Origin of the sequence: Lutimaribacter marinistellae (assembly GCF_042648365.1) — a bacterium.
Lineage (GTDB): Bacteria > Pseudomonadota > Alphaproteobacteria > Rhodobacterales > Rhodobacteraceae > Lutimaribacter_A > Lutimaribacter_A marinistellae.
Map to the genome: position 1 here is coordinate 86369 of NZ_JBHRXI010000006.1, position 19532 is coordinate 105900.

The following is a 19532-nucleotide window of genomic DNA, read 5'->3' on the forward strand; positions in this document are numbered from 1 at the left end:
CTTTGTGAAAGACTGCGAGCGTGAAACGTGCCAAATTCTGTCACGATCAAAGGGAATTTTGCGATGAACGGGGAGCTGAAAACGCAGCTGGGCGCGCTGCGCGACGCGCAGGACAGCCGCGCAAGCATCGGGTTCGTGGAAACAGCCGCGCCATCGGTGCGCCTGTTCTGGTCCGATGCGCCGGTCGCCCGCGCACCGCTGAGCTATGCGCCCGGCATCGCGGTTATCGTCTCGGGCTGCAAGGTCGGTTACTTTGATGAGCGACGGATCGAGTACGGACCGGGGCAGTATCTTGCCGTGGGTTTGCCGCTGTACTTCGAATGCGAGACCATAGCCACGAAAGAGGACCCGCTGATCGGGATTTTCATGAGCGGCGAACCTGAGATGCTTCTCGGTCTTGCCGGGGATCTGGCGGCGCATGACCTGCCGGCCTTGCCGGCAAAGCCCGGTCTCGGCATCGAACCGCTAACCATGCCAGGGGCCATGCTGGATGCGGTCACGCGCCTTGTTCGCCAGTTGCTGACCCCCGCCGAGACCGCCGTTCTGTCACCGGGCACGTTGAGGGAAATCTTCTTTCATGCCCTTCTTGACCGGCACGGCCGCGCACTGCTGAGCCAACTTTCCGGCGACAGGCCCGAAGCGCGGATCGCGCGTGTCCTGCGCGACCTCGAAGCCGCGCCGGAGAGCTTTCCCGGTGTGAACGATCTGGCAAAGGCCGCCGGAATGAGTGCCGCGTCTTTTCATCGCCACTTCAAGGCGGTGACGGGCCTGCCGCCCTTGCAATACCTCAAGCGCAAACGTCTGATGCAGGCCAAGAGCCTGCTGGTTCACAACAATCTCGGCGTCGCAGAAACCGCACATGCGGTGGGATATGCCAGCGCCGCCCAGTTCAGCCGGGACTTCAGCTCTTTCTTTGGACTGCCGCCCAGCATGGCGGCGGACACGGCCTATCCGGCCTGATGCGCAGCCTGTCAGAACAGTCCCGGTCTCGCCCGGAAGGGATCGAGGCTGCGCAGGAACAGATCCTCGAATTCCAGAGCGATCATCGAGACCGGCGAGAGGCGCGAGCGCAGGATATCGAGATTATGCACGACCCGCGGAAAGAAAGGGCGGGAAACGAGCCCGGTCCAGGCGTATTCGGCGGCGTCTAGTTCGCTGACGATGGAGACGCCGATGCCGTCGGCCACCAAGCGGCAGGCGGTACCGAACTGGCGCGTCTCTACCCCGCCCTTGGGGGTCACGCCGCATTGTTCGAATGCCGTCATCACCTCGGTATAGAACGGATCGTCGCGCAGCGTATGGATCAGCCGGTCGGAGCGCAGGTCGGCCGGAACGATTTCGGCCTTGTCGGCCGCGGCATGTCCGGGTGGCAGGATACAGGCGGTCCGCATGTTGACGCGGGTGGCGTCCACCGCAGGGTGGCCCGCGAAATAGGCGGTCAGCGCGAGATCGCATTCGCCCCTGACGATCCAGTCGAGGATCCGTTCGGGGCGGTCGGGTTCCAGCGTGACCTCGACATTCGGGCGCTGTTCGAGGAACCGGGCCAGCACACCCGGCAAATGCACGGTCGCAAAGCCGGGCAGGCAGGCGATGCGCAGGTGCCCTGCCTGCCGGTCCGAGATGTCGCGGGACAATTGCTCGAACCCTGCCGCCGATTGCAGGACGCGCCCGGCCTCGGTCAGCAGCAGCCGCGCCTCGGCGGTGGGTGTCACCTGCGCGCCGTCGCGGTCGAACAGGCGCACGCCGACAGAATCGGACAGGGTAGCGATCAGGCGGCTGACCGCAGGCTGCGACTTGCCCAGAAGCGCCGCCGCGCGCGTGAAGCTGCCCGCCTGCACGACCGCCTGAAACGCCTCGAGCTGTGTCAGGCTGATGCGGGTGCTGCGCAGCGATGCGCCGGGGGCAGGATCGTCGATCATGCCCGCCGATAACATGATGTTATGAGCAGCGTCAAAAGAACTTCATTTGAAACATGAGGTGCTTCCCGCTTTCTATGCCACATCGCGCGATACCGCGCGACCGAGACACCACCACGGACATCTTGTCTAACGGGAGAAAACGAGACATGACCCTGCATCGCACCGCCACTGCACTGGCTGCCCTGCTGACCACCGCCGCCGTTCCGGCGCTGGCGCAAACCGAGATCCAGCTCTGGCACGCAATGGGCGGAACCCTTGGCGAGAAGGTCGAGGAAATCGCCAACGGTTTCAACGAAAGCCAGGACGAATTCACCGTCGTGCCCACCTACAAGGGCAACTATACCGAGAACATGACCGCAGCGATCGCCGCCTTCCGTGCGGGCGAGCAGCCGCATGTCGTGCAGGTCTTCGAGGTGGGCACCGCCACCATGATGGCCGCGAAGGGCGCCGTCCGCCCCGTTCAGGGCATGATGGAAGGCGCCAATATCGAATGGGATGCGGACGCCTACCTGCCTGCGGTGAAGTCCTATTACACCACGCCTGAAGGCGACATGCTGTCCCTGCCCTTCAACTCTTCGACCCCGGTCATGTGGTACAACAAGGACTTGCTGGAGTCTGCTGGCGTGACCGAAGTGCCCGGCACCTGGGATGAGATGTTCGCCGCGGCCGAGAAGCTGCAGGCCAACGGCCATGACTGCGCGTTCTCGTTCGGCTGGCAGTCCTGGGTCATGCTCGAGAACTACCTCGCGTGGCACGACCAGCCCGTCGGATCGAAGGAAAACGGCTTTGCCGGGTTCGACACCGAGTTCCAGTTTGCCGAAAGCGGAGACCTGACCAGCCTGCTGCAGCGCATCGCCGACAGCCAGGAGGATGGCACCTTCAAGTATGGCGGCCGCCGCGGTGACAGCCTGCCGCTTTTCGTGTCGGGCGAATGCGCGATGTGGATGAACTCCTCGGCCTATTATTCCGGGATCAAGGAGCAGGCCGAGTTCGCATTCGGTCAGGCCATGCTGCCCGTGAACACCGAGGCGCGTGACGCCGCCCAGAACTCGATCATCGGCGGCGCGACGCTGTGGGTTCTGGAAGGTCACGACGAGGCCGATTACCAGGGTGTGGCCGAGTTCTTCAACTACGTCTCGCTGCCCGAGGTCCAGGCCGACTGGCACCAGGCGACCGGTTACGTTCCGATCACCACTGCCGCCTATGAGCTGAGCCAGGAGCAGGGTTTTTACGAGAGCAACCCGGGCACCGACACGGCGATCAAGCAGCTGTCGCTGAACGAGCCGACCGCGAACTCCAAGGGCGTGCGTTTCGGTAACTTCGTCCAGGTCCGCGACGTGATCAACGAAGAGCTCGAAGCGCTGTGGGCAGGCGACAAGACCGCCGCCGAGGCGCTGAAGGCCGCACAGGAACGCGGCAACCAGCTTCTGCGCGACTTCGAAGCCAGCAACGGCTGATCCACCCACAACCTGATTGAAGGGCGGTCCGGCCCGACCGGGCCGCCTTTTTCCATTACCCAATTCCGTTACCCGACCGGAGCCCCGCCTTGCGCGCAAAGAGAGTTACCTTCCGGCATCGCTGGCTGCCCTACGCGCTGATCGCGCCGCAGATCATCATCACGATCATCTTTTTCCTGTGGCCGGCAAGCCAGGCGATCTATCAATCCGTCCTGCGTCAGGATGCCTTCGGACTGCGGACCGAGTTCGTGGGAATGGCCAATTTCGAACGGCTGTTCGGCGATCCGCTTTACCTTGAGAGCTTCTGGACCACGATGGCCTATAGCGCGATGGTCGCATCCTCGGGGATGTTGATCGCGCTCATTCTAGCGATCATGGCCGACCGGGTGATCCGGACTGCAACCGCCTATCGGACGCTGTTGATCTGGCCCTACGCGGTCGCGCCTGCGGTGGCCGGCGTACTGTGGTGGTTCCTGTTCAATCCCACGATCGGCATCGCGGCCTATGCGATGGACATGCTGGGCTATGACTGGAACCATTACCTCGACGGTGGCGACGCCATGGCGCTGATCGTCATCGCGGCCACGTGGCGGCAGGTCAGCTACAACTTCCTGTTTTTTCTGGCCGGGCTGCAGGCGATCCCGAAATCGCTGACCGAGGCTGCCGCCATCGACGGGGCCGGGCCTGTGAAACGGTTCTGGTCGATCCAGCTGCCGCTGCTTTCGCCGACCGTGTTTTTCCTGATCGTCGTGAACGTGGTCTATGCCTTCTTCGAAACCTTCGGGGTCGTGCACGCCACCACCTCGGGCGGGCCGGGCAACGCGACGAACATCCTGGTCTACAAGGTCTGGCGCGATGCGTTCGAGGGGCTGAACCTTGGCTCTTCGGCAGCGCAATCCGTCATCCTGATGGTGATCGTCATCGCGCTGACGGCGATCCAGTTCCGTTACATCGAACGCCGGGTGGAATACTGATGATCGAGAACCGACCCATCTTGAACGTCGTTCAGCACGTCATCCTCATCATTGGCGTGACGATCTTCGTTTTTCCGATCTGGCTGGCCTTTGTCGCGTCAACCCACACCGCGCGCGAGGTCAATTCGGGCATACCGCTTTTGCCCGGCGACCAGTTGTTCGAGAATTACGCGCAGGTCCTGGGCGAAGGGCTGTCCAATGCCGGTGCGCCGCCTATCGGGTTGATGCTGTTCAACTCGTTCATCATGGCGCTGACGATCACCTTTGGAAAGATCGCCATATCGCTGCTCTCGGCCTTTGCGGTGGTCTATTTCCGGTTTCCGTTCCGCATTCTGGCCTTCTGGACGATTTTCGTCACCCTGATGCTGCCGGTGGAGGTGCGGATCCTGCCCACCTACGAGGTCGTGGCGCAGCTTGGCATGCTCAATTCCTATGCCGGGCTTTCGATCCCCCTGATCGCCTCGGCCACGGCGACATTCCTGTTCCGGCAGTTCTTCATGACCATTCCGGAGGAGTTGACCGAGGCCGCAAGAGTCGATGGCGCGGGGCCAATGAAGTTCTTTCGCGATATCCTTGTCCCGCTGTCGCGCACCAACTTGGCGGCTCTGTTCGTGATCCTTTTCATCTATGGCTGGAACCAGTACCTGTGGCCGCTGCTCGTGACCACGGATGAAAGCTACTACACCGTGGTGATGGGAATTCAGCGCATGGCCAATGCCGGTGAGGAACAACCGATGTGGAACCTCATCATGGCAACCGCGATCCTGGCCCTTCTGCCCCCCGTCGCCGTCATCATCGGAATGCAGCGCCTGTTCGTACGCGGCCTTGTCGAAGTCGAGAAATAACAATGTCCGATATCCAGATCGAAAATGTCCGTAAGGTCTATCCAGGCAATGTCGAGGTGATCCCCGACCTTGAACTTTCCATTGCGGCGGGCGAGTTGTGCGTCCTTGTCGGGCCATCAGGCTGCGGCAAGTCGACCCTGCTGCGCATGGTGGCGGGGCTGGAGCCCATCACCGACGGGGAAATTCGCATTGGCGGGCGCCGGGTGAACGAGCTGGAGCCGGTCGAGCGTGACATCTCGATGGTGTTCCAGAACTACGCGCTCTATCCCCACATGTCGGTTTTCGACAACATGGCCTATGGGCTGCGCAACCGTGGCACTGCCAAGCCCGAGATCCAGCGACGGGTCCGGGAGGCGGCCCAGGTGCTGGGGCTGGAGGATTTCCTGCAACGCAAGCCGCGGCAATTGTCCGGCGGCCAGCGCCAGCGCGTCGCCATGGGCCGCGCGATCGTGCGCGACCCTGCGGCGTTTCTCTTCGACGAGCCGCTGTCAAACCTCGATGCAAAACTGCGGGTCAAGACAAGGGTCGAGATCCGCGATCTGCAACAACGGCTGAAGACCACGGCGCTTTACGTGACGCATGACCAGCAGGAGGCGATGACCCTTGCCGACAAGCTGGTGGTGATGAATGCGGGCAGGATCGAACAGGTCGGCGCCCCGATGGAGGTTTACGCGAGGCCGGCCTCTCTGTTCGTGGCGGGTTTTATCGGCTCACCGCCGATGAACATCATTCCCGCAGATCGTGTGCCGGGGCTGGCGGCGCATGACACTGCATCGGCCGGCATGACGATCGGCGTGCGTCCCGAAGCCCTCATCGCCGACCCGGCCGGGCCTGTCGAGATGACGGTGCGGGTGGTCGAGCGGCTGGGCGCGACGTCGAACATTCACGGCATGTTGCCGGACGGGACGACAGAGGTGATTGCAAGTGTCACTGGTGAGACCGTTCCCGCGCCCGGCGACACGGCGCGCTTCGCAGCGGCCAAGGTCGATCTTCACCTGTTCGATGCAGAGGGTCGCCGCGTGTCGGAATAGATATCAGGAGGGTCAGCCGACCCGGTGCCGGGCGTTATGGGCCGGCACCATTTCCTGCAGGAGGTCCTGAAGCGCGCCCTGGTCGAGCGGTTTGCGCAGGTATGGGGCATGCAGGTTTTCAGGGCCATTCTCGTACCGGGCCGGATCGTAGCCGGTCAGGAAGACGTAGGGAATGCCCAGCTCGGTCAGTCTTTCGGCCAACGGCATGCTTGTTTCGGTCTTGCCGAGATTGACGTCGAGAATCGCGATATCGGGTGTTTCGTTCTCGATCGAGTCCAGCGCCTTGGCCACGCTGTTGAGGGGGCCTTCGGCGCGATAGCCCCAATCCTCCAGTGTCATGACGAGGTCCATACCGATGATGAGTTCATCCTCGACCACCAAGACCTTTGATTGCGAAGCCTCGCGCTGCACCACCATATCCATCGCTGTCTGTTCCTGCCCTGATTTTGCCGAGGCAACTGTTGCGCGCAAGGGTGCATCGCTGTTCGGCATCTGCGTAGCAAACTTGCAAATGCGCATACGGTTCCCGGCAGCGTGATTTCGTATCCGGACGGCCTACAATCAAGTGTCGCAACTTCGTACTGGAGCGGGTCGGCACGTCATCCGACTTCGACCTTGACTTTGCGGCAGCACCAGTATCGCATTGCGGAACGCAATTCTGCAAAGCGCACCCAAACTGCGCGAGCAGAGGCCAATCCGGGGAAAACCCCGAAACGACTCTGGGAGGAGACATATGACAATCATGCGGACTTTCGTCCTTGCGGCAAGTGTAGCGGGCCTGGTCACGGGCACGGCCATCGCGCAGGAGACCACCGCCGAACTGCCACGGCAAATGTCCTGGACGGCCTATGACACCGGATCGGCGGGCTACAACCAGGCGGTTGCCATCGGGGCCGCGCTGCAAAATGCACTTGGCGTGAACCTGCGCGTGCTGCCCGGCAAGAATGACGTTTCGCGGACCGAACCGCTTCGCCAGGGACGAGTACAGTTCTCGGCCACCGGTGTTGGCGGCAGCTTCATGGCACAGGAAGGTGCGTTCCAGTTCGGCGCCGAAAACTGGGGGCCGCAGCCGATCCGCGTGCTGATGGCCAATAACGGTGGCGCAATCAACCTGGCCGTGGGTGTGGCAGGTGACATCGGTGTCGAAAGCTATAGCGACCTCAAGGGCAAGCGCGTTGCCTGGGTGGTGGGCGCGCCCGCACTCAACGTCAATACCGAGGCCTATCTGGCCTATGGCGGGCTGACCTGGGACGATGTCGAGCGAGTCGATTTCGGCGGTTTCGGTGCGTCCTGGAAAGGCCTGATGGAAGGCCAGGTCGACGCGGCATTTGCCTCGACCAACTCGGGCATGGCGTATGAAGCGGCGACCAGCCCGCGTGGCCTGACATGGCCGCCGATCGATCCCGACAATGCCGACGGACTTGGCCGGATGCAGGCGATTGCCCCCTTCTTCAGCCCGAACAAGGCCATCGTGGGCGCCAATATCGACGGCACCGACGGCTACCAGGGCGCGGGATATGCCTATCCGGTTCTGGTCGGCACCGCATCGACGGAAGAAGACCTTGCCTACAACATGACCAAGGCGATGGTCGAGCTGTTCGATGCCTATGCCGGTAATGCGCCGGGCATCAACGGCTGGGCGCTGGACAAGCAGGACATGACCTGGGTCGTCCCCTATCACGACGGTGCAATCCGCTACTACAAGGAAGCGGGCATGTGGAACGACGAGGCGCAGGCGCACAATGACGGCCTGATCGCCCGGCAGGAGGCGCTGCAAAAGGCGTGGGAAGAGCTTGCGGCCGAGGGTCCCGACAACTGGGACGAGGCATGGGCCACCAAGCGTCGCGAAGCACTCGAAGCCGGCGGTTTCGACGTCGTATTCTGATCGTATCGACGTGATGGAAACGGACCCCGCGTGTTTCGCGCGGGGTTTTTCGACGCGGCGCGACAAGCAGCCATCAAAGGCAGGCGCCACCGAGGGAGGTCATGCATCATGGAAAACCCCGACCGTCTATCCGAGGCGGATGTAGGAGGCACGCGCGAAACGCCGCTTTCCTTCGCGGCGCGTGTCGCAGTGATCATCGGCACGCTGGCGGGCATCGTGCTGGTGATCAACCAGCTGTTCAACCTTCAGATGGGCGGCATCGTCCTGTTGCAGGGGCGGTACCTGTACATCCTCGGTGGGATCTTCCTTGCGATTTCCTTTCTGATCTTCCGGCCGGACGGGTCGAAGGGCGGGCAACCCGGCCTGCTCGACTGGGCGCTGATGGCGGCATCGCTCGGGATCACCGGCTATCTTGCTGCGACGGCGGAGCGCAACTTGTCGGAGGGCTGGGAATATGCTGCCCCCGAAACCGCGCAATACGTGGCTTATGTCTTTGTCGCGCTGGTGCTGGAGGCGACGCGCCGCGCGGGCGGGCTGGTCTTGTTCGGGATCGTGGTTTTCTTTGCCTTCTACCCGACCTTTGCCGGGCACGTTCCGGACCCGTTTTCCGGATTTCAATCGACCGTGACCGAGGCGATCAGCTACCACGTCTATTCGGCCGAAAGCTCTTTTGGCATCCCGATGCGGGCCTTTGGCGGGGTGGTGATCGGTTTCATCCTGTTCGGTGCGGTTCTGCAACGCACCGGCGGCGGCGCGTTCTTCAACGACCTGGCCCTTTCACTGGTCGGACGTTACCGGGGTGGCGCGGCAAAGGTGTCGATCTTTGCCAGCGGATTCATGGGGTCCATGTCGGGCAGCGTGATCTCGAATGTCCTGACGACGGGCGCGGTGTCGATCCCGGCGATGAAGAAATCGGGCTTTTCCCCACGAACGGCCGCCGCGACCGAGGCCTGCGCCTCGACCGGCGGCGTGCTGATGCCGCCCATCATGGGTGCCACCGCCTTCGTGATGGCCTCGTTCCTGTCGCGGCCCTATGTCGAGATCGCGCTGGCGGCGGCGATCCCATCGCTGCTGTTCTATTTCGGCCTTTTCGCGCAGATCGACAGCTATTCCGCCCGGCGCGGGCTCAAGGGCATGGCTGCCGTCGACCTGCCCCGTCTGACCGAGACGCTGCGGCGAGGCTGGCTCTATGTCGGCGTGTTCGGTGTGCTGATCTTCATGCTGGTCGTGCTGCGGCGCGAGACGTCTGCGCCCTTCTATGCCACCGCCCTTTTGCTGGTCATCAACCAGATCCTGCCCAGCCATCGCCTTTCCCTGAAGAAACTCGGTGACATGATCGTCGGCGTCGGCCAGGGCCTGGCGGAATTGACCGCGATCCTGCTTGGCGTCGGCCTGATCGTAGGCGCATTCTCGGCCACCGGGCTGGCCGGTACCTTGGTGAACGAGCTGGTGTTCATCGCGGGCGACAACACCTTTGTCCTGCTGCTGATGGGGGCCCTGACGGCGTTCATCTTCGGCATGGGGATGACGGTCACGGCCTGCTACATCTTCCTTGCCGTGGTCTTGGCACCCGCGCTGGAACAGGGCGGGCTGAACCAGTTGGCGGTGCACCTGTTCATCCTGTACTGGGGCATGGTCAGCTACATCACCCCGCCCGTCGCCCTTGGCGCCTTTGCCGCTGCGACAATGGCCGGGGACAATGCGATCCGCACCGGGTTCGAGGCAATGCGCCTCGGCGGGGTCATCTACATCGCTCCGTTCTTCTTCGTGCTGAACCCGGCCTTGATCGGGCATGCCCCACCGATGGAGGTGGCGATCGCGCTGACCTCGGCGCTTATCGGCGTCGCGCTGCTGAGCATGGCGCTGCAGGGTCACATCAGCCTGATCGGCCCCCTGCGCAAAGGGGTGGTCGGGTTCGCGCAGCGACTGGCCCTGTTCTTTGGCGGCTTGTTCTTTGCGAAACCCGAGATCGACCTGATCGGCATCAGCTTTGCCACCAGTGCGGCGATCGGCCTGGGTCTTGCCGCCGTCCCCTTGGCCATGGCCTGGTCAGATCGCAGCCGAGAGGAGCAAGTGCCGACCTAGGTTCGTTTGAAAGGGAGAACGACGCAATACGAGCCGCCGCAATCGGGCGTTTTCGCCCGATTGACTTCATTCGCCCGCAAAGCTCGCCGCTGGCCGCTAGCGGGCCGTCGAAAACCCACCGGGCCGTCGGCGGTCTATTGACACTTGGAGTAGCCACAGCTGCCGCAGGTCATGCAGCCTTCGACCATGCGCATGTCGTATTGGCCACAGGACGGGCAAGCCTTGCCGCGCGGGGTGTCGGTGTTGACCACCTGTGCCTGCGGATCGGATTTCAGGCCCATCCCTTCGCCTTCGAGGAAGCCGATGGAAATCATGTGCCGCTCGATCACGCCGCCGATCGCCGCAAGGATCGAGGGGATGTATTTTCCCTGCACCCAAGCGCCGCCGCGCGGATCGAAGACGGCCTTCAGTTCCTCGACAACAAACGATACGTCGCCGCCGCGGCGGAACACGGCCGAGATCATGCGAGTAAGGGCCACGGTCCACGCGAAATGTTCCATGTTCTTGGAGTTGATGAACACCTCGAAGGGCCGTCTGCGTCCACCGATGACGATGTCATTGATCGTCAGATAGATTGCATGCTCGCTGTCGGGCCACTTGAGTTTGTAGGTGTTTCCTTCCAAAGCCTGCGGGCGATCCAGCGGTTCGGACATGTAGATCACATCGCCTCCCTCGGCCGGGTGCGGCGCATCGGCGGTCTCACCCGGTGCCTGGTCCGCCGTTTCGCTGACCGAAAGAACCGAACCCGTCACATCGTTGGGCCGATAGGTCGTGCAGCCTTTGCATCCTTCGTCCCAAGCCTGCATGTAGACATCCTTGAACGCGTCAAAGGAGATGTCCTCGGGGCAGTTGATGGTCTTGGATATCGAGCTGTCGATCCATTTCTGCGCTGCTGCCTGCATCCGAACATGCTCGGCCGGGGTCAGGGTCTGGGCATTGACGAAATACTCCGGCAGGTCCGCATCGCCGAACCGGTCGCGCCACATCTGCACGGCATAGTCGACGACCTCCTCCTCGGTCCGCGAACCGTCTTTCTGAAGCACCTTGCGGGTGTACGCATAGGCAAAGACCGGCTCGATCCCGCTTGATACGTTCCCGGCATAGAGAGAGATGGTGCCGGTTGGCGCGATGGAGGTCAGAAGCGCATTGCGAATGCCGTGCTCGCGGATCGCCTCGCGGACATCCTCATCCATGTTCTGCATCGTGCCGCTGGCAAGGTACCCCTCGGCATCGAACAGGGGAAACGGCCCCTTTTCCTTTGCCAATTGAACCGACGCCAGGTAGGCGGCGCGGGCGATCCGGTGCAACCAGCGCTCGGTCTGACGCGCCGCCTCCTCCGAGCCATAGCGCAGCCCCACCATCAGCAGGGCATCGGCAAGGCCGGTGACGCCCAGACCGATCCGGCGCTTGTTGCGCGCTTCATCGGCCTGTTCGGGCAGCGGGAATTTCGAGGCGTCGACGACATTGTCCATCATCCGGACGGCAGTGGTGACCAGTTTTTCGAGCGCGGCCTCGTCGAGGCCCGCATCCGCGCCGAATGGGTCGGCGACCAGCCGCGCAAGGTTGATCGACCCGAGCAGGCAGGCGCCGTAAGGTGGCAGCGGCTGCTCACCGCAGGGATTGGTGGCGGCGATCGTCTCGCAGTAGTTGAGATTGTTGGACTTGTTGATCCTGTCGATGAAGATCACGCCCGGTTCCGCGTAGTCGTATGTCGCGCGCATGATCCTGTTCCACAGGTCACGGGCCTGCACCGTGTGGTAGACCTTGCCGTCGAATTGCAACTCCCACGAGCCGTCGGCCTTGACCGCCTCCATGAACGCATCGGTGACCAGAACCGACATGTTGAACATACGCAGCCGGGCAGGATCGGATTTCGCGCTGATGAAGCTTTCGATATCGGGATGGTCACAGCGCATCACCGCCATCATGGCGCCGCGACGTGAGCCTGCGGACATGATGGTCCGGCACATGGCGTCCCAGACGTCCATGAACGAAAGCGGGCCTGAGGCATCGGCGGCGACGCCTTTTACATCCGCGCCGCGCGGCCGGATGGTCGAGAAATCGTAACCGATCCCGCCGCCCTGCTGCATGGTCAGGGCGGCCTCTTTCAGCATGTCGAAGATACCGCCCATGCTGTCGGGAATCGTGCCCATCACGAAACAGTTGAATAGCGTCACCTGCCGCGCAGTCCCCGCGCCGGCCGTGATCCGGCCCGCAGGCAGGTATTTGAAATCCTCGAGCGCGCCATAGAATTCTTCTTCCCACGCGACCGGGTCTTCCTCGACCTTGGCAAGGTCGCGCGCGATGCGCCGCCAGCTGTCTTCGACCGTAAGGTCGATCGGCGTACCGTCCGCCTCTTTGAAACGGTACTTCATGTCCCATATCTGCTCTGCGATGGGGGCTGCGAAACGGCTCATCGGGTGATTCCTCGGTCTTGGGGGGCATTCCAGATTACCGATAATGGCGTCGAACCACAACAGTTTGAAGTCGTCGCGGGAATACCTACAATATGAAGCCAAAGCTGGGGGCGACTCTCTTGGATAACCATATCAATCTCATCAAGCTTTCGGTCGGAACAGAGACGGTGGACGACCTTGCCGCATGGCAAAAGAGCTATCGCAAGCGCTATGCGGATACCCTGCCCCGACATGTCACGCGCATGTGGCCGAAGCGCGAAGCCGAAATCGTCAATGGCGGGTCGATCTACTGGGTCATCAAGGGCGTCGTGCAATGCCGGCAACGCATTCTGCGGCTGGAGGAGGTGACGCGCGAGGACGGAATTCGCCGTTGTGCCATCGTGCTCGACCCCGAGTTGCACCGGACGCAGGGCGCCCTGAAACGCCCCTTTCAAGGCTGGCGCTACCTCAAACCCGAAGAAACGCCCCCTGACCTGCCCAAGGGCCGCGAGCGGGAAGAGCCTTTGCCCGCCGAGTTGAACCGCGCGTTGGCGGAGATCGGCGTTATCTGACGGTCACATCCCTTCTGTCTTGATGTGGATCGTTGTGCCGCAGTGCTTGCAATGCACCGCGTCGGCGTCATGCAGGCTCAGGCCACAAGTCTCACAGGTTTCGCGCACCTTGGTCGGGCGGAACAGGACCTGAGCCAGCCTCAGGAACAGGGTGACCCCGACGATCATCACCCCCACGGAGAGGAGCCGCCCCGCCGTGCCACTCAGCGTGATGTCCCCGAACCCTGTCGTCGTCAGCGTTGTTACGGTGAAGTAGAGCGCATCGGCGTAGTTGGCGATCTCGGGGTTCACCTCGTGCTGCAGGGCGTAGATCGCGCCGGTCATGACGAAGAGAAAGACGATCAGGTTGACCGTCGCAAGGATGGCCTCTTCGTTCTGGCGAAAATAGGGAAAGTCCTGCCTGACACGGCGCAGCAACTGGTAGGTATGCAACAGCCGCAGCGTGCGCAGAACCCTGAGAAAGCCGAACCCCTCGCCGGCGATCGGCGCCAGAAACGATGCGATTGCCACGATATCGGCCCATGTCGTCGGTCGCGCAAGAAAGTTCGCCCGTTTCGGATCTATCGCCATGCGGGCAAGGAAGTCGAGCAGCAAGATCACGCCCAGAACCATGTCCGCAATCTCGACCCCGCGCGAATGCGGGAAGAACGAGGTCACGATGACGAACAGGATCGTGCCCAGGTCAAAGAATATCAGCCCGTAGCGAAACCGTTGGGCAAGGGGCGAATGACCTTCGTACAGGTATTTGAGTTTCGTGATCACCCGTTGTCTGACCTTCGATCGGATCGAAGGCCAGATTGGCAAATGCCGGGCAGCTTGGCCAGTGCCAGCCCCTAGCCCAACTTTTTCAGCAGCGTTTTCAGCGTCACGCGCACATCGTCTGGCGTCTCGGCCACCCGGCTGCGCCACAGCGTTGCCTGGCTGCGCAGGATCAGCCCGTCAGAGAGAATCTTCAGGTGGTTGGCCCGCAACGTCTCACCCGTCGAGGTGATGTCGGCGATGGCCTCTGCCGTTTCGTTCTTGACGGTACCTTCTGTCGCGCCCTGACTGTCGACCAATGCGTAATCGGCTACGCCTTCTCCGGTCAGGAACTCTCGCACCAGGCGATGATACTTGGTCGCGATCCGCAGCCGGTGGCCGTGATGCGCCCGGAATGCGGCGGCCGCGGCATCGAGATCGTCGAGCGTATCGACATCCACCCATGCCCTGGGCACGGCGATGATCAGGTCAGCCTGGCCGAATCCCAGCGTCTCCAGCTCTTCGACCTGCTGTTCCCAGCGCGGCAGTTTCTCGTGCACGAGGTCGGTCCCGGTGACACCCAGATGCAAGCGACCGGCGGCCAGTTCGCGCGGGATCTCACCGGCCGAAAGCAGGACCAATGACACGCCATCAATCCCGTCGACACGGCCGGCATATTCGCGATCCGAGCCGGATCGACTAAGGTGGATCCCGCGTTTCTCGAACCAGGAGAAGGTCTTTTCCATCAGCCGCCCCTTGGACGGCACACCCAGTTTCAGGCTCATGGCGCGACCTCCGCCAGTTGCAGCATCAACCCGGGCCGAAGGACTCCGCCGACGGCCGGTATCTCGGCCCCGTTGCCGAGCTGGCGGGTCAAGGCATCATACCGCCCACCGGTCGCAATCGGCGGCAGATCGGGGCGGCGCTCGGCGTAGAAGCCGAAGACGAAACCGTCGTAATACTCCATCGAGGTCCGGCCATATGATGCCTCGAACTCCAGCTTGCCGACATCTATACCGTGCTCGCTGAGCGCCGATATCCGGGCCTCGAGGCGGTCGAGCGCCGGCGTGATCTGTGGCAGGTCCACGGCCACGTCCCGCAATTGCTCAAGCGCAAATGGCATTGTCTCGCGCACCGAAAGCAGCGTCTCAAGTGCCCGAAGCTCGGATTCGGAGATCGGCGGCGTGTTGGCGTCGTCACGCAGCGCAGCGATCCGTTCCTCGATTTCGGACGTGCCGCGCTTGCCGATCTTGGGCCCGGTCTGCGCCAAGGGATCGGAGGCGGCAAGCAGCGCGGTCCGGCTTGGCGGAACGGGTGTTCGACCTGCGTACCGGTCGAGCAGCGCGCGAAACCGCCTTGGACGCCAGATATGGCGCCGCAAGGCAGCCTTGCGTCGGTCCGAGGTCTGCAAACCATCGACCGCAGCCATCAGGATGCCGATATCCCCGGTGGAGGCGCGGACATCCAGCCCGTCCAGCACCTGCGCGATCAGCGCAAAGACCTCGGCATCGGCGTTGTCGGGTTCATCGCGATCGAACACCTCGTAGCCCACCTGCACATACTCGTTGGCCCGGTCGGGATCGTGTTCCTGGCGGCGGAAAACCTCTCCGGCATAGGTATACCGCGCCGGGTTCGCGCCATGCGCCATGTGCATCTGCACCACGGGCACGGTGAAATCAGGGCGCAGCATCTGCTCGCCGCGCAATGCGTCGGACGTGACATAGGCCCTGCCCCGGATGTCCTCTCCGTAAAGGTCCAGCAGCGTTTCTGCGGGCTGCAGGATGGGCGTTTCGACGGATCGCGCGCCGGCGGCCTCGAAATGGGAACGCAGGCGGGCCGCCTGTTCCAGCGTTTCAGCGCGGCTTGGCATCAGACTTGTACGTCCTGCTCTTCGAGGAGTGCCCGCACGCGCGCAACGAGCGTATCGCGCGGCACCTCGAATTGGGATGGACGTTCCTTCCACTCTTCCAGTGTCGCGTTCTCGGCGATCTGAGCGCCGAGGATCAGGTCCTTGACCTGCACGATGCCGCGTTCCTTTTCCTCGGCTCCCTCGATGATCGCGACCGGGGCATTGCGGCGGTCGGCATATTTGAGCTGGTTGCCGAAATTCTTGGGATTGCCCAAGTATACCTCGGCCCGGATGCCAGCGCTGCGCAGTTCGGCCACCATGGCCTGGTAATCGGCCATGCGGTCGCGATCCATGACCGTCACGACGACCGGACCGCGCTCGACCGAGCCGAGCCGGCCCTTTTCGCGGAGAGCGGCAAGCAACCGGTCGACGCCAATCGACACGCCCGTTGCAGGCACCTCCTGCCCGGTAAATCGCTTGACGAGATCATCGTAGCGCCCGCCGCCCGCGACCGAGCCGAACTGCCGTTTGCGGCCCTTTTCGTCGAGGATCTCGAATGTCAGCTCGGCCTCGTAGACCGGGCCGGTGTAATAGCCCAGACCCCGCACGACCGACGGGTCGATCACGATGCGGTCGGAGCCATAGCCGCCCGCGTCGAGAAGCGCGGCGATCTGTTCCAATTCATCCACGCCCTCGACGCCCACGGCGCTGTCACCTACGGCGGCGCGAAGGTTGGAAAGCGTTGCGGCGGCATCGTCCGCGCGCGAGGTCAGGAAGGCGATCACCGGCTCGGCCTGTTCCGGGGCCAAGCCGACACCGTCGATATAGGCACCGGATGCATCGAGCCGCCCCTTGCCCAGCAGTTCGCGCACACCCGCCTCGCCGACCTTGTCGAACTTGTCGATGGTGCGCAGCACCGCCTCGCGCGTTTCGCCTTCTTCAAGGCCCATGACCTCAAGCACGCCGTTGAGAACCTTCCGGTTGTTCACCCGAACGATGTAATCGCCGCGCGGGATGCCGACCGCTTCGAGCGTATCGGACAGCATGGCGCAGATCTCTGCATCTGCCGCCATCGAGGCCGATCCCACGGTATCCGCGTCGCATTGATAGAACTGCCGATAGCGCCCCGGTCCCGGCTTCTCGTTGCGCCAGACCGGACCCATTGCATAGCGGCGGTAAGGCGTCGGAAGATCGTTGCGATGTTGCGCGTAGACCCGCGCCAGCGGCGCCGTCAGATCATAGCGCAGCGCCATCCACTCGCCCTTGTCGCCCTCGTCTTCCTCCTGCCAGGCAAAGACACCCGCGTTGGGCCGATCGACATCGGGCAGGAATTTTCCCAGCGCCTCGACCGTCTCCACCGCCGAGCTTTCCAGCGCGTCGAACCCGTACCGATGATAAACCCCGGCGATCGTCTGCAGCATCTCGCTGCGCTGCGTGACATCCTGTCCGAAATAGTCGCGGAACCCTTTCGGCGTCACGGCCTTGGGGCGGGGCTGTTTCTTGGGCTTTGCCATGGAAGGTCCTTGCGGGCTTGCAGTGTCGCGCGCGGTCTAGCCCATGGCCTGCGCCGGGGCAAGCAGGGGAGGCGAGCGATGCGCCTGCATCCCTCGCCTCTCGTAGACTCACAGCGTCTTATGCCGCCTTGAGCGCGTCGTAGCACTCCAACGCCTTGCCCGCGTACATCAGCGAGGGGCCGCCACCCATCTGGATCGTCATGCCAAGAACCTCGGCCACCTCTTCGCGGGTGGCGCCGAGGCGGATCAGCGCCTCGATATGGAACATGATGCAGGCCTCGCATTTCGTGGCCACGGCGATTCCCAGCGCGACGAACTCCTTGGTCTTGAACTCTACCGCGCCGTCGGATTTCACGCTTTTGCCCAGCGCGCCGAAAGCCTTTGCCGTCTCCGGGATGGCCGTGTTGATGCCGCGCACCTGCGCCTTGGTTGCTTCGAACTTCTCGGTCCAGCTCATTGCGATGTCCCTCTTTCGCATTGTGTTTGACGAATGCGTATAGGGTCAGCGCACAGCGCGACATTGACCTCGATCAGAAACGCGGGCGTTCGGCGATCAGGGCGAGATTGTTGGCTGGCATTTCCACCACCAAAGCCATTTCAAGACCGGCATTCTGCATCAGGTCGATCATGTCGAAATCATCCTTGTACCCGATCTCGGGGTCCTGCGCCCTGAGCGTCGCGTCGAACCGGGCATCGCCGTGGCTCGTCAACTCGCCCGCACGCATGAAAGGGCCGTAAACGAGAAATCGGCCGCCGGGATTCAGGGCACGTGCGGCCTCGGCGATCAGGATCGCGGTTTCCGCTTCGGATATCAGGTGCAGAAGGTTCACCAGAACGATCAGGTCCTGCCCGGCGTGCTCTTCGGCCCAGCCTTTGCGTGCGGCGTCAAGGTCGATGGCGGGGGCAACATTCTGCACCCCCTCAGCCCATGCATCGATGCTAGCACGACGCTCAGCGTCGGGTTCGGACGGTTGCCAGTGCAGTGAAGGAAAGCGCCGCGCCCAAGTAGCGACATGCTGGCCCGTTCCACTGGCGAGTTCCAGCACCCGGCCCGAAAGAGGCGCGACCTCTGACAGAAGATCGCTCAGGGCACCCGAATTGCGTTCGGCAGCGGGGGCCGACATCTTTGCCCCCTCGGTCTTTTCGGCAACACTGGCCTGCGGAGGCAGCTTACGGCTCATGAACCCTCCTCCAGGCGGTCGGTGGCCGGTGGCGGCGTCCGACCCAAAGCCGAGATCCGTGCACGCAGGTCGTCGCTCATCTCGAAATCCAGCGCGGAAAGCGACGGGGCCAGCTGTTCGGCGGAGCGGGCAGATACGATCGGGGTCGGCCTCCATGGCGCCGACGCGACCCAAGCTACGGCAAGGGTCGCAGGATCTGTGTCCAGTTCCTCGGCCATCTGTGCCAGGCCTCGCGCTGCTTCCTTCATCCATTGCTCGCCATAGCGGGTCGCGTAACGATCATCCTCACTCAACCGCCCTGCTCCGCCTTTCGCGTATTTCCCGGTCAAGAGACCACCGCCCAGCGGCGAGTATGGCGCGACCGCGATGCCCTGATCGGCGCACATCGGCAGAATCTCGACCTCGGCCTGGCGCTTCACGAGATTGTACATCGGCTGCATGATGGCGATCTGAAACCCGCGCGCCTGCGCCTCGGCCTGTGCCTTCATGGCCTGCCATGCGGCAAAGTTGGACAGGCCGACATAGCGGATCTGCCCGGCCATGCGCGCCTCGGCGAAGAAATCCATGGTCTCGCCCAGTTCGGTGTCGGGATCGAAACGGTGCAGGTAAAGCACGTCGACCATGTCGAGATCGAGCCGCTTGCGCGACTGTTCGAACTGCGCACGCAGGTTGGCTGCGCCGGCGCCACCGGAATAGCCAACCTTGGTCGCGATCAAGAGTTGCTCCCGCTCTGCCGCGATCATCCGTCCCAGCATCTCTTCCGAAGCGCCGTCGGTATAGACATACGCCGTGTCGAAATGCGTGATTCCGGCGGCGCGGGCGTTGTTGTACATCGCCTCGCTTTGCAGGGCATCCGCCCGCCCGCCGAACTGCATTGTGCCAAAAGCGAACCGACTGACCGGCGTTCCATCCGGCGCGTCGAGAAGAGGAGTGTTCATCGTTTCCATGCTCACAGAATGACACGTGGACCCGGACGCTGGAAGGCAGAAACATCCACTGCCGGACACCAACTGCAGTCTGGTTCCAGTCGCGGGACGGCCGCAGATTTCGGGGCAAGTGTCCGCAACGACGCGACTGCCGAAGATT

The 19532-nt window shown here is 62.8% G+C and carries 18 protein-coding genes; 8 read left to right on the plus strand and 10 right to left on the minus strand.

The genetic code is table 11. The features are described 5' to 3' along the window. The first annotated feature begins 63 nt into the window (after nt 1–63). Nucleotides 64–960: an AraC family transcriptional regulator gene (locus tag ACFORG_RS07715; protein WP_386734833.1), complete on the plus strand. Its 897-nt coding sequence runs from the start codon at nt 64–66 to the stop codon at nt 958–960. Nucleotides 961–971: 11 nt separating this feature from the next. Here ACFORG_RS07715 and ACFORG_RS07720 read toward each other — a convergent pair whose 3' ends face one another. Further along, entirely contained in the window at nt 972–1919 is a 948-nt protein-coding gene (locus tag ACFORG_RS07720) for a LysR family transcriptional regulator (protein WP_386734834.1), read from the minus strand. Nucleotides 1920–2065: 146 nt separating this feature from the next. Between ACFORG_RS07720 and ugpB the strand changes: the two genes are divergently transcribed. From ugpB to ugpC, 4 genes are all read left to right on the plus strand, one after another. Beyond that, nucleotides 2066–3376, plus strand: a complete 1311-nt coding sequence (gene ugpB, locus ACFORG_RS07725) for a sn-glycerol-3-phosphate ABC transporter substrate-binding protein UgpB (protein WP_386734835.1) — start codon at nt 2066–2068, stop codon at nt 3374–3376. 89 nt (nt 3377–3465) lie between these two features. Continuing rightward, complete coding sequence (gene ugpA, locus ACFORG_RS07730) at nt 3466–4350, plus strand: sn-glycerol-3-phosphate ABC transporter permease UgpA (protein WP_386734836.1); 885 nt, start codon at nt 3466–3468, stop codon at nt 4348–4350. After that, on the plus strand, nt 4350–5195 hold the full coding sequence (gene ugpE, locus ACFORG_RS07735) for a sn-glycerol-3-phosphate ABC transporter permease UgpE (protein WP_386734837.1): 846 nt from the start codon (nt 4350–4352) through the stop codon (nt 5193–5195). The genes ugpA and ugpE overlap by 1 nt, the downstream gene beginning before the upstream one ends. 2 nt (nt 5196–5197) lie before the next feature. Continuing rightward, complete coding sequence (gene ugpC, locus ACFORG_RS07740) at nt 5198–6226, plus strand: sn-glycerol-3-phosphate ABC transporter ATP-binding protein UgpC (protein ID WP_386734838.1); 1029 nt, start codon at nt 5198–5200, stop codon at nt 6224–6226. A 12-nt stretch (nt 6227–6238) separates the two neighbouring features. On the opposite strand, the gene ACFORG_RS07745 is transcribed toward ugpC, so the two are convergent. Continuing rightward, entirely contained in the window at nt 6239–6649 is a 411-nt protein-coding gene (locus ACFORG_RS07745; protein ID WP_386734839.1) for a response regulator, read from the minus strand. A 310-nt stretch (nt 6650–6959) separates the two neighbouring features. Between ACFORG_RS07745 and ACFORG_RS07750 the strand changes: the two genes are divergently transcribed. Next, the gene (locus ACFORG_RS07750; protein WP_386734840.1) at nt 6960–8111 is read left to right on the plus strand and encodes a TAXI family TRAP transporter solute-binding subunit; all 1152 of its coding nucleotides are present in this window, start codon (nt 6960–6962) and stop codon (nt 8109–8111) included. A 108-nt stretch (nt 8112–8219) separates the two neighbouring features. Next, nucleotides 8220–10196, plus strand: coding sequence for a TRAP transporter permease (locus tag ACFORG_RS07755; RefSeq protein ID WP_386734841.1), 1977 nt, complete (start codon nt 8220–8222; stop codon nt 10194–10196). A 134-nt stretch (nt 10197–10330) separates the two neighbouring features. Here ACFORG_RS07755 and ACFORG_RS07760 read toward each other — a convergent pair whose 3' ends face one another. Continuing rightward, nucleotides 10331–12613: an adenosylcobalamin-dependent ribonucleoside-diphosphate reductase gene (locus ACFORG_RS07760; RefSeq protein ID WP_386734842.1), complete on the minus strand. Its 2283-nt coding sequence runs from the start codon at nt 12611–12613 to the stop codon at nt 10331–10333. A gap of 119 nt (nt 12614–12732) precedes the next feature. On the opposite strand from ACFORG_RS07760, the gene ACFORG_RS07765 reads away from it, so the two are divergent. After that, complete coding sequence (locus tag ACFORG_RS07765; RefSeq protein WP_386734843.1) at nt 12733–13164, plus strand: DUF1489 family protein; 432 nt, start codon at nt 12733–12735, stop codon at nt 13162–13164. 3 nt (nt 13165–13167) lie between these two features. On the opposite strand, the gene ACFORG_RS07770 is transcribed toward ACFORG_RS07765, so the two are convergent. The 7 genes from ACFORG_RS07770 to ACFORG_RS07800 all read right to left on the minus strand — a co-directional run bounded on the left by ACFORG_RS07770 (nt 13168) and on the right by ACFORG_RS07800 (nt 19393). After that, nucleotides 13168–13926, minus strand: a complete 759-nt coding sequence (locus ACFORG_RS07770) for an ion channel (protein ID WP_386734844.1) — start codon at nt 13924–13926, stop codon at nt 13168–13170. 71 nt (nt 13927–13997) lie between these two features. Continuing rightward, nucleotides 13998–14687, minus strand: a complete 690-nt coding sequence (gene hisG / locus ACFORG_RS07775) for an ATP phosphoribosyltransferase (protein WP_386734845.1) — start codon at nt 14685–14687, stop codon at nt 13998–14000. After that, on the minus strand, nt 14684–15772 hold the full coding sequence (locus tag ACFORG_RS07780) for an ATP phosphoribosyltransferase regulatory subunit (protein ID WP_386734846.1): 1089 nt from the start codon (nt 15770–15772) through the stop codon (nt 14684–14686). Before ACFORG_RS07780 ends, hisG begins: the two co-directional genes overlap by 4 nt. Beyond that, the gene (gene hisS / locus ACFORG_RS07785) at nt 15772–17265 is read right to left on the minus strand and encodes a histidine--tRNA ligase (RefSeq protein WP_386734847.1); all 1494 of its coding nucleotides are present in this window, start codon (nt 17263–17265) and stop codon (nt 15772–15774) included. Before hisS ends, ACFORG_RS07780 begins: the two co-directional genes overlap by 1 nt. A 118-nt stretch (nt 17266–17383) precedes the next feature. After that, a complete protein-coding gene (locus ACFORG_RS07790; RefSeq protein WP_386734848.1) occupies nt 17384–17722 on the minus strand; it encodes a carboxymuconolactone decarboxylase family protein in 339 nt (112 codons plus the stop codon). A gap of 73 nt (nt 17723–17795) precedes the next feature. Then, the gene (locus ACFORG_RS07795; protein WP_386734849.1) at nt 17796–18446 is read right to left on the minus strand and encodes a DUF938 domain-containing protein; all 651 of its coding nucleotides are present in this window, start codon (nt 18444–18446) and stop codon (nt 17796–17798) included. Continuing rightward, nucleotides 18443–19393 (minus strand): aldo/keto reductase, encoded by a 951-nt coding sequence (locus ACFORG_RS07800; protein WP_386734959.1) that lies wholly within the window; start codon nt 19391–19393, stop codon nt 18443–18445. Before ACFORG_RS07800 ends, ACFORG_RS07795 begins: the two co-directional genes overlap by 4 nt. Nucleotides 19394–19532 lie beyond the last annotated feature (139 nt).